Source organism: Streptomyces graminilatus (assembly GCF_001418565.1).
Classification (GTDB): Bacteria; Actinomycetota; Actinomycetes; order Streptomycetales; family Streptomycetaceae; genus Streptomyces; species Streptomyces graminilatus.
In genome coordinates this window covers 1-10,388 of record NZ_LIQQ01000658.1, presented here as the reverse complement: position 1 = coordinate 10,388, position 10,388 = coordinate 1, and the positions used below count along the sequence as shown (strand labels likewise).

Genomic DNA, 10,388 nt, shown 5'->3' with positions numbered 1-10,388 from the left:
CCCCCGTAACCCCCGAAGGCGAGCCGCGACCCCCTCGACACCTTGTATCGAGCATTTGACACAAGATCCCGGCCAGGGCATCTTGTACTCACCGCTTGCTACAAGATGTTCTGGGGGGATCTCCGCATGCTCGACACCGCTCCGCTCCAGGCCCGGTTCCTGGATCACGTCGAGTACTACGCCCGGTGGTCCGGTCTGGCCATAGGCATCATGCTCGGACAGCAGTTGATCGCGATGGACAGCGACGACATCGCGATGCCCCTCGTGTTCGCCATCACCGTTTTCGGACTGTGCGCCGTGGGCGGTGTCCTGCTCGGCGACGCCCTGACCCTGCACCCCCAGGAAGCCGTACGCACCGCGAGTCTCGCGCCGCGCCTGGTCCGGGACCAGGTGCCGCCCCGTATGGCGCCCCTGCTTCTGCTGGAGGCCGCGTCCCTCGTCGCCCTGCTGGTGACCGGCGCGCTCACGGCCTCCGCCGACCCCGACCAGGCGGGCAGCGCGGGGCGGGTCCTCGCCGTCACCTGCGAGGGGATAGGCGTCTCCCTCGGCCCCTGGCCCGGCCTGTACTACAGCGGCCCCATGTTCGCCGCCCTCGCGGTCGGCACCCCCGTCTGTGTCTGGGCCCTGCGCCGTATCGCGCACGGCCAGGGGGACGACCAGACGCGCCGCGACCGCGCGTGGGCGATCACCGGGGCCTGGGGGCTGCTGGTGTCGAGCCAGGTACTGCTCGTCGCGGTGATGGTCTTCGTCGCGCTCACCGAGGAGGCCTGCGCCGGACCGCTGGGCGCCGCCGCCATCGTCGCGATCTGCCCGCTGGCCCTGCTCGGCCTGTTCACCTTCGGCTGGTCGCTGGTCACCGTGGTGGCGCCCCGGGCCGTCGCCGACGAGGCTGCCGGATACGGGGGTTTCGACGATGAGTGATCCGGTCGTCCGCGTCGACACCACCAGCCAGGTACCGCCGTACGAGCAGATCCGCGCCCAACTCGCCGCGCTGATCCGCACCGGCCGCCTCGTCTCGGGCGAGCGCCTGCCGACCGTACGCCAGCTCGCCACCGACCTCGGTCTGGCGCCGGGCACCGTGGCCCGCGCCTACCGCGAGCTGGAGGCCGCCGCGCTGATCCGCACCCGTCGCGGCGCGGGCACCCGGGTCGCCGCGCTCCCGTCCGGGCCGTACGCGCACGACGCCGACCAACTCACCACTCTCGCCCGGGACTTCACCTCCGCCGCCCGAGCGCTCGGCGCCGACACCAAGGACATCCTGACCGCCGTCCGCAAAGCCCTGGACCCTGATCCCGACTTCTGGCCGACCCTCACCGACAGCGGAGCGGGCAGCCCCAAGGCGGCGGACGTCGGCACGAACCTCCGTACTCCACAGGGCTGGCCCGGCGGATCACGCCCGTCGAGCAGGCCCCAGTAGATTGCTCTCATGCCCTCCGCCTCCCCTTCGCCCTCCCCTTCGCCCTCCCCCTCCGCCCTTGTTGTCGGCTACGACCCGCGAGCGATACCCGGCGTCGACGGGGAGGCGCTTCGCGCGGCGCTCGACGCGGAGTTGGACCGGTTCGGCGAGTACGGCATCCACGCGGCCATGACGCTGGTCGTGTTCGACGAATCGGCCGAGGCCACCCTCGTCGCGTCGCTGACCGGGCACCCCTGGGACGTCGTGGTCGTCGGAGGCGGGATCCGCAAGGCGGAGCAACTGCTGCCGCTCTTCGAGCAGATCGTGAACCTGATCCGCCGGCACGCGCCCCAGGCCGCCATCGCGTTCAACACCAACGGCGGAGACAGCGTCGAGGCGGCCCGGCGCCGGCTCCCGTGATTCCGCGCCGTACGGGACCCGACCAGCCCCGACCAGCCCTAACTTCCGAAGTTCAGCGGCCCGTTGATGTCCCGCGCCTGGACGACCGGGCCCTGGAACGTGCCCCCGGAGATCTCGTTGCGCACATCGCCCGCACCGGTCCGAGTGGCGTCCAGCGCCTCCGCCTCCCGGCGCCAGGTGTCGAGCGCCCGCGCGAAGTCCGGGTCCTGCCGGGCGCGCAGCGCGACACCTCGGCCAGTCGCACGGCCCGCGCCGGGCTGTCGGCGGCCTCGTCGAGGGACGTCAACTCACCCTCTCCGCACGGCTCTCCGCACGGCTCTCCGCGTAGCTCTCCGCGCGGCTCTCCGGCCGACGGGCCGCGTCTGACCAGGTCCCGCAGCGAGGCCCAGATCTGCTGCCCGGCGGCACCCGCCGTTCCACCGGCGAGGGCCATGAGCAATTCAGGTGCTATGGGGTCCACGGACACCTTCTCCCGTCATCCTGCCGACGCGTGGCCTGCCGACGCGTGGGCCTGCCGACGCGTGGGCCTGCCACCGCGTGGGCCTGCCACCGCACGTCCTGCCACCACTTGTTATGCAACCGCACGTCCTGCCACTGCCCGCGCGATCCTCCACACGAAACCCGTGACACCATCGGCACCATCGAAACCCGTGATCCCCGCGATCCCCGCGATCCCCGCGATCCCCGCAGAAGGTATTCTCCCTGGTCACGGAGTTATCAAGTCCGAATAAAGCCCCAATTCTCCGGCAACCATCCGATCCGCGAACCGTCTTACAGGCGCAGGGACTCACGGCTCGCCCCACTCCGGAGTACTTCTTGCCGACCCGTACGACACCTTCAGCGAATCCGGGGGGATTCATGTTTCGCTTCCGCACCGTCCGTGCCGGTCGTCCACTCGCCGTGGGAGCGGCCACCGCACTGATGTCGCTGGGAGCGGTGGCCGCGAGCGCGCCCACCGTCCGGGCCCTGCCGGGGGCGCCGATCTCGTCGGCCACGCCGTCGGCGACCTCGCCCGTGACTCCGTCGCCCGGGGCCCCGCAGTCCTGCTGCCAGACCGAGCTGACCGTGACCGGGCCCGCCGCGCCGGGGCTGGGGCTGGCCGGAGGGCCGGTCGGGTTCACCGAGAGGATCACCAACACCTCCGCCACCGAGTCGGAGGACGTTCTCCTCAACCTGGTCGCGGACGCCGGTGAAGGCATGCCGGAGAACGGCCTGGCGATCTGGTACCTCACCGACGACAGGGCCTGGCAGACGGTGACGCTGGCGTACAACAACGGTTCGTTCCAGGGGGCGCTGCCGTCCACCATCACGCTCGGCCCCGGCGAGAGCCGACTCCTGCACCTGCGTATCGGCCTGCCGATGGGCGAGCCGCACAACGGGGACAGCGACGGTGGCACCGAAGCCGTCAAGCTGACCTCGTCCGTCGGTGCCGCCGACGGTTCCTGGGTCCTTGAGGGCCGTGACGTCCGTACCATCGCCGTCCGGGGGCTGTCCGCCGGTCTCGCCGGAGTGCCCATGACGGCCGTGCCCGGCGGGGCGCCCGTCGAGTTCAGGGCCACCCTCGCCAACCCGACGGCATCCGACTACGTCAACGTCAACAGCGTTCTGTTCACCGACCGGTACGCCGCTGTGAGCGTGTACCGCGAGGGCCACTGGGTCCCGCTGAAGCCGGTGGTGACGAGCGACGCGCCCGACACGCCCGGCTTCTACCTGCGCGGCCACGACCACACGGCCCCGGCGGGCAGCAGCACGGTCCGGGTACGGGTCGCCTGGAAGGCCGGCGCCCCGTTCGGCATGACCAGTCTGACCCAGAGCGTCATCGTCAACGAGGGTTCGGTGCCGTTCGAGGGCACGGCCGTCGGTACGGAGACCGCCCAATTGGCGCTGGCCCAGAGCCAGTCGGCCGCGCCGAGCCCGTCGGCGTCACCGGCCCCGGCCACAACGGCCCCCGGTTCGGGCACGGCTGGCGGCGCCTCCCCCAACACGCCCGCGCCCACGGCCACTTCCACGCCCGCACCGGCCGCGTCCACCCCGTCCGTCGTCTCCCAGGAGAACACGGGCACCCTGCTGGCCGGTACCGGCAACAACGAGGGCCCCGCGATCGTCCTGACCCTCGGCGGCACCGCACTTGTCCTCGGCGGCGGCTCCCTGGCCGCCTACACACGCGTGCGGTACCGCCCGTAAGGCCAGTCCGTAAGGCACCCGTCCATAAGGCCGGCCCGTAAGGACAGTTGACGGTCGATCAGGCGGGGAACACTGCCTTTCCGCCCTGCGTCAGCCTCCAGTTGGTGACCGCGAAGTCGGCCGGGTCCAGGGTCTTCTTCGCCGTCACGTAGTCGATCATCAACTGGCGGATCTCGTTCGTCGAGCTGTACGCGATGTCGGCGCCCGCGATGTGCGGGTACCCCGAGCCCCCGTTGGCGCGGTAGTTGTTCACCGCCACCACGAAGACCTGGTCGTCCTTGACCGGAGTGCCCTTGTACGAAAGGTTCTTGATCCTCGAACCCTCGGCCTGCGCGATGTCGATGTCGTACTCGACACCCGCAGCCGTGTCGTACATGTAGTCCCAGAAGTTGTTGGCGTTCGTCACCGTGGCGGTGTCGACGGCCGTGCCCACCGGCACCTGGTGGTAGTACCTCGCCGCGAACTCCAGGTAGTCCTTGAGCTGGGCGCCCGTCAGCTTCTTGCCGTACAGGGTGTTGTCGTAGATGTAGAGCCCGGCGACATCGCGGATGGTGACATCGCCCTTGGGGATGTCCGCGCTGCGGCTGAAGGGCGCGGCCACCGAGATGAGCGGAAGGGCCGCGTCCGCGCTCGACAGGCCGGTGGCCACGGTCGCCATCTGGACCTGGTGGATGAAGTCCATGACGGGTACGTCCTTCCAGCACGCCTCCGCCGCCGACAGGTCCGCGGTGCAGGTGCCGACCGCCGTGTTGACGTACTTCACGACGAGCTCGTGGTCGGCCTTGAGCAGCTCGGTGATGTGCGCGTCCTCCTCGACGCCCTTGGGGTCGAGGGTCTTCGCCTTCGTGCTGGTCACCTTCCACTGGCCGCGCTCGAGTTCCAGCTCGAAGTCGAAGACGGTCAGACGCATGCCGTAGCAGTACGGCTCGGAGAGGACGACGTCCTTGCCGGTCTCCTTGTTCGTCACCGTGTACGACGACACCTCGGTGTGGGTGTGCCCGACGAGGATCGCGTCGATCCCGGGCACCTGCTCCGCCACCAGGTTCGAGGCGTTCTCGACGTACGGCAGCTCGTTGCCGTACGACGAACTGCCGTCCAGGCCCGAGTGGTCGGTGAGGAAGACGACGTCACAGCCGAGGGCGCGCATCCGCGGGACGTACTTCTTCGCCTGCTCGACGAGGCCCGTGAACGCCATCTTCCCGGCGACGTTGTCCTTGTCCCACAGGGCGATCCCGGGGTTCGTGAGGCCGAGGATGCCGACCTTGATGTCCGGCGCGCCGGGCACCCGGACGCGCTTGACGGTGTACGGCTGGAAGGCGGGCCGGAGCGTCTTCGCGTCGAGCGCGTTCGCGGCCAGCAGCGGGAAACGGCACTGGCTCTCGAACTTGCGGAGGGTGTCGATGCCGTAGTTGAACTCGTGGTTGCCGAGGGCGGCGGCGTCGTAGCGCATGGCGTTCATGGCGACGGCCATGGGGTGCTTGGGGCCACGCTTGCCCTTGGTGCCCAGGATGGGGTCCACGCGCGCGTAGTAGTACGCCAGTGACGTGCCCTGGATGATGTCGCCCGCGTCGACCAGCAGGACACGGTGCTCGCCCTTCTCCGCGCGCTGCTGCTTGATGAGGGTGGCCACACGCGCGACGCCGACCGAGTTGCCCGCCTTGTCCTTGTACGCGGCGTCCGTGTAGTAGTCCCAGTCGAAGACGTGGCTGTGCAGGTCGGTGGTGCCCAGGATGGAGAAGGACCAGGTGCGGGGCGGCTTGTGGTGCCCGTGCGCGTGCGAGCCGTCGACCTGCTCGGCGGCCTGCGCGGGGGCGGCGGCGACGGTTCCGGCGACGGCCACGGCAGCGCCGGTGACGGCCGACTTCTGGATGAACTGACGGCGGTTCAGGGGCGAGCTGGGCATGGGGGGAACTCCTGAGCGATCGGGGCTGCGCGCATGGATATACACGCATGGATATACACGCGTAGATATACACGCGTAGATGTCGCGCGCAGACGACACGGATACGCGTAGATGGTGGTCGCACAACGGCTCGCCCTGAACCAAGAGCAGGCCATGACAGGCCATGCCCCGGTCAATTCGAGCGAAAGGCGCGAGTCGCACCCGTCCCGTTAACCCCGTGTGCACCTTCTGTCAGTGGCGTGGCCTAATCTCTTCCTCATGGCTCCACGCAGGGGCCAAGTGGTCCCATTGCGGGGCACTTTCGCACCGGGGGGTTCGAAAACATCGTGCGCACACGCACTCTCTCGACCACACTTGCGGTCGCTCTCACTTTCGGCTCCGTCGCGCTCACCGCCGGCGCCGCGGGCACCGCCATGGCGGACGGCCGGCAGAACCTGGACATCACCTCGTTCGGTGACATCGTCGTGGACGGCGTTCACCAGCGGGTCTTCGTCAGCGACCCGGTCACCGGGAAGATCGTCGTCACTGACTACCAGGGCAACGTCGTCAAGCAGTTGCCCGACCTGCCGGGCGTGGGCGGCCTGGAGCTGTCCGCCGACTCCACCACGGTGTACGCGGCGGTGCCGGGCGGCACCGGCGACGCGATCGTCGCCGTCGACACGGCCACGGCGACCGAGTCGGCGCGCTACCCGACGGGCGACGTGGACCCTCGGCACGTGGCCCTCGCGGGCGGCAAGCTGTGGTTCGGTTACGGCAACGCGGGCGACAGCGACGACAGCGGCACCGGCAACATCGGCTCGGTGGACCTGGCCGACGCCGAGCACAAGGTCACCCTGAACGGGGACGCGGCCAAGCCGTGGACCGCCGCTCCCGTGCTGGACACGGTGCCGGGCTCGGGCACCCTGGTCGCCGGCCTCCCGCAGGGCTCCACGGTCCAGCTCGGCGTGTACGACGTATCGTCGGGCACCCCGACCGCCACCGCGCGCGCGACCGTCCCGGGCAGCCTTCTGCGCGACCTCGCCGTCACACCGGACGGCAAGCACGTCGTCGTGGCCTCGCAGCAGCCGTCGTACCACGCGGTGTACAAGACGTCCGACCTGACGGCGGACGGCAAGTACGCCACCCGGGCCGACGGCGACGCGGTCGCCGTCGCTCCGGACGGCACGGTCGCGGCGGGCGCCGAGCAGCCGTTCAGCGGCCCGGACATCTACGTCTACAAGCAGGGCGGCAAGGCCTCGGTCCGGGAGTACGAGATCCCGAACACGGACGGCTTCGCCCCCGAGCTCAAGCCGGCGGGCCTCGGCTGGACCCCCGACAAGTCCCGTCTCTTCGCGGTGACGGCGAACACCCAGGGCGTGTACGAGCTGCGCGTCCTGAACAACGCGGCCAAGGCCACGACCAGCATCACCGTCACCGCCCCGGCCAGGGCGGAACGCGCGCGGAAACTCACGGTCACGGGCAAGGTCACCACCAAACTGCCGCTCCCGTCCGGCACCGAGCTGACCATCACCCGCAAGGACCTGGACAGCCCGAGCGGCCGGAAGATCGGCACGGCGACGGTCGCGGCGAACGGCACGTTCTCCTTCACCAACAGCCCGCCGGCCGGCGGCAAGGTGACGTACACGCTGTCGTACGCGGGTGACGCCGACCATGTCGCGTCCTCCGGCTCGGACACGGTGGACGTCTCGCGCGCGGCGACCACGCTCAGCATCTCCAACAACGCGAAGACGTACGACTACGGCAAGAGCGTCGGCTTCACGGCGCACCTCGGCAAGACGTACAAGAACCGCAAGGTCGAGATCTGGGCCGACCCGTACGGCGACGACCAGCCGAACAAGCTGGTCAAGGCCGGTACGGTCAACCGCAACGGCGACTTCACAGCCACGTACAGGCTCACCCGTGACACCCGCCTGACGGCACGCTTCACGGGCGACGCGCGCTACGCCCCGAAGACGGTGGCCGGCACGGTCTACACCAAGGTCAGGGTGTCGACGGCGATCAGCCGCCAGTACAAGAACGAGAACGTGTACGGCGCGTCGTACGCCTACTTCCACCAGGCGACGAACCCGCTGTTCACGACGTCGATGACGGCGTACCCGAACCGCCGGCAGCACCTAGAGATCGAGTACTTCTTCGACGGCTCGTGGCGCGACGGCGGCTCCCAGTACTTCGACCTCGACCCGTCCGGCGTCTCCCGGGTGGAACTGGGCGGCACGCACGACATCGGCTACCGCTTCCGCATCCGCTCGTCGTACCTCGACGGAGGATCGAACGACAACGTGAACACGACGACGCACGGGGCGTGGAAGTACTTCATCTTCACGCGCTGAGCGGGGACGACAAGGGACGGGACGACAAGGGGAGAGGGGCACCCCGCACAGGCGGTGCCCCTCTCCACGGCTCGCGCTCCGCGCGCCCACAAGGCGCCCGCGGCTAGATGAACGAGTTGATCTCGATCGTCTCCGTACGGCCCGGGCCGACGCCGATCGCCGAGATCGGGGCGCCGGACATCTCCTCCAGGGCCTTCACGTACGCCTGGGCGTTCTTCGGGAGGTCGGCGAAGGTCTTGGCCTTCGTGATGTCCTCCGACCAGCCGGGGAGGTTCTCGTAGATCGGCTTCGCGTGGTGGAAGTCGGTCTGGGAGTACGGGAGTTCCTCGACGCGCTTGCCGTCGATCTCGTACGCCACGCAGACCGGGATCTGCTCCCAGCCGGTGAGGACGTCGAGCTTGGTGAGGAAGAAGTCCGTCAGGCCGTTGACGCGGGTCGCGTACCGGGCGATCACGGCGTCGAACCAGCCGCAGCGCCGGTCACGCCCCGTCGTCACACCCCGCTCGTGGCCGATGCGGCGCAGCGCGGCACCGTCCTCGTCGAAGAGCTCCGTGGGGAAGGGGCCGGCGCCGACGCGGGTCGTGTACGCCTTGAGGATGCCGATGACGCGGCTGATCTTCGTCGGGCCGACGCCGGAGCCCGTGCAGGCACCGCCGGCGGTCGGGTTGGACGACGTGACGAAGGGATAGGTCCCGTGGTCGATGTCCAGGAGCGTGCCCTGGCCGCCCTCGAAGAGGACCACCTTGTTGTCGTCGAGGGCCTGGTTGAGGACCAGGACGGTGTCGGCGACGTACGGCCGCAGCCGGTCCGCGTACGTCAGCAGCTCCTCGACGATCTGCTCCGCCTCGATCGCCCGGCGGTTGAAGACCTTGGTCAGGAGCTGGTTCTTGCCGTCCAGCGCCGCCTCGACCTTCTGCGTCAGGATCGACTCGTCGTAGAGGTCCTGGACGCGGATGCCGACGCGGTTGATCTTGTCGGCGTAGGTCGGCCCGATGCCACGCCCGGTCGTGCCGATCTTCCTCTTCCCGAGGAAGCGTTCCGTCACCTTGTCGACGGTCACGTTGTACGGCGTGATGATGTGAGCGTTACCGCTGATCAGGAGCTTGGACGTGTCGACGCCTCGCTCGTTCAGCCCGTTCAGCTCGGAGAACAGGACCGACGGGTCGACGACGACGCCGTTGCCGATGACGGGTGTGCATTCAGGTGTGAGGATTCCGGAAGGGAGGAGGTGCAGGGCGTACTTCTGGTCGCCCACGACTACCGTGTGGCCGGCGTTGTTGCCGCCCTGGTAGCGCACCACATAGTCCACAGACCCACCAAGCAGGTCCGTGGCCTTTCCCTTGCCTTCGTCACCCCACTGAGCACCGAGCAGCACAAGTGCGGGCACGCGCGTACACCCCTTCCGGGCGGGGCATGTCCAAGGCCAGAGGTGTACGCGACAGAGCTGTCCGCTCATGCCTCGTACACCCGGCGACCCTCATCGGCCGCAACCCGTCGACCCGGATGCCCCGGAATAGACCAAGCCCCTGGCGCAATAGCGCAAGGGGCTCTTGCACAAAGATGCTACCCGAGGAAGCGAGGCATGACCGAGGTGGCGACTTCCGACCAGCTCCTCGTGGTCATCGACCCGGTCGCCCGGCAGACGGACGGCGAGTCTGTACGAATCGCGAAAGACGTGCTCAGCGCGGGTGCGAGGACAAAAGTGTGCCTCCCGGAAGGACCCGAGGAATTCGCCCGGGCACTTGCCAGGCGAGGCTCCCGGCGCCCGGTGGTGATAGGCGACGACAGGGCTCTTCTCCGTACGGTGGCCCTGCTGCACCGGCAGCGGGAACTGGCCGAATGCGCACTGTCCGTCGTCCCGGTGGGGGCCGCCGGAGGCCTTTCCCTGACCCGCTCCCTGGGCGTCCCCATGGGCGCGGTGGCGGCGGCCCGTGCCGTCCTGGAGGGCGCCGAACGCCGCCTGGACCTCCTGGTCGACGACAGCGACGGGGTGGTGGTGGGCGCGGTACGCATACCGGCGCTCCGGGGCCCGGCGGACTTCTTCGAGGAGGCGGAGGCGCGCATGGCGGCAGGGGCCACGGGGTCCCCGGCTCACCCCTGGCTGCGGACCTGCCAGTCCTTGGTACGGACACTTGCGACCCGCCCGGTCCGAGGT

Annotated in this window: 8 protein-coding genes; 6 read left to right on the top strand and 2 right to left on the bottom strand. The window is 69.4% G+C overall.

Annotation, left to right across the window (positions count from 1 at the left end; genetic code table 11):
- The first annotated feature begins 126 nt into the window (after positions 1-126).
- The 4 genes from AOK08_RS39270 to AOK08_RS39255 all read left to right on the top strand — a co-directional run bounded on the left by AOK08_RS39270 (position 127) and on the right by AOK08_RS39255 (position 4,000).
- On the top strand, positions 127-921 hold the full coding sequence (locus AOK08_RS39270; protein WP_198539533.1) for a hypothetical protein: 795 nt from the start codon (positions 127-129) through the stop codon (positions 919-921).
- Positions 914-1,417, top strand: a complete 504-nt coding sequence (locus AOK08_RS39265; RefSeq protein ID WP_079054546.1) for a GntR family transcriptional regulator — start codon at positions 914-916, stop codon at positions 1,415-1,417. The genes AOK08_RS39270 and AOK08_RS39265 overlap by 8 nt, the downstream gene beginning before the upstream one ends.
- A gap of 9 nt (positions 1,418-1,426) precedes the next feature.
- Entirely contained in the window at positions 1,427-1,816 is a 390-nt protein-coding gene (locus AOK08_RS39260; RefSeq protein ID WP_055535000.1) for a hypothetical protein, read from the top strand.
- A gap of 858 nt (positions 1,817-2,674) precedes the next feature.
- Positions 2,675-4,000, top strand: a complete 1,326-nt coding sequence (locus AOK08_RS39255; protein WP_055534998.1) for a hypothetical protein — start codon at positions 2,675-2,677, stop codon at positions 3,998-4,000.
- Between the two features lie 58 nt (positions 4,001-4,058).
- Here AOK08_RS39255 and AOK08_RS39250 read toward each other — a convergent pair whose 3' ends face one another.
- Positions 4,059-5,903 (bottom strand): bifunctional metallophosphatase/5'-nucleotidase, encoded by a 1,845-nt coding sequence (locus AOK08_RS39250; RefSeq protein WP_055534996.1) that lies wholly within the window; start codon positions 5,901-5,903, stop codon positions 4,059-4,061.
- Between the two features lie 326 nt (positions 5,904-6,229).
- Here AOK08_RS39250 and AOK08_RS39245 point away from each other — a divergent pair, with 326 nt between their 5' ends.
- Positions 6,230-8,233, top strand: a complete 2,004-nt coding sequence (locus AOK08_RS39245; RefSeq protein ID WP_055534994.1) for a YncE family protein — start codon at positions 6,230-6,232, stop codon at positions 8,231-8,233.
- A gap of 103 nt (positions 8,234-8,336) precedes the next feature.
- On the opposite strand, the gene AOK08_RS39240 is transcribed toward AOK08_RS39245, so the two are convergent.
- Positions 8,337-9,620 (bottom strand): adenylosuccinate synthase, encoded by a 1,284-nt coding sequence (locus tag AOK08_RS39240; protein WP_055534992.1) that lies wholly within the window; start codon positions 9,618-9,620, stop codon positions 8,337-8,339.
- A gap of 195 nt (positions 9,621-9,815) precedes the next feature.
- Here AOK08_RS39240 and AOK08_RS39235 point away from each other — a divergent pair.
- Positions 9,816-10,388 (top strand): diacylglycerol kinase family protein (locus AOK08_RS39235; protein WP_479683337.1); only part of this gene is annotated, 573 nt, incomplete at its 3' end.

Bases quoted from the DNA above. Each gene is read 5' to 3' on its own strand.
- AOK08_RS39270 (WP_198539533.1), top strand. From the start codon at position 127: ATGCTCGACACCGCTCCGCTCCAGGCCCGGTTCCTGGATCACGTCGAG.
- AOK08_RS39250 (WP_055534996.1), bottom strand. From the start codon at position 5,903: ATGCCCAGCTCGCCCCTGAACCGCCGTCAGTTCATCCAGAAGTCGGCC.
- AOK08_RS39260 (WP_055535000.1), top strand. From the start codon at position 1,427: ATGCCCTCCGCCTCCCCTTCGCCCTCCCCTTCGCCCTCCCCCTCCGCC.
- AOK08_RS39265 (WP_079054546.1), top strand. From the start codon at position 914: ATGAGTGATCCGGTCGTCCGCGTCGACACCACCAGCCAGGTACCGCCG.
- AOK08_RS39255 (WP_055534998.1), top strand. From the start codon at position 2,675: ATGTTTCGCTTCCGCACCGTCCGTGCCGGTCGTCCACTCGCCGTGGGA.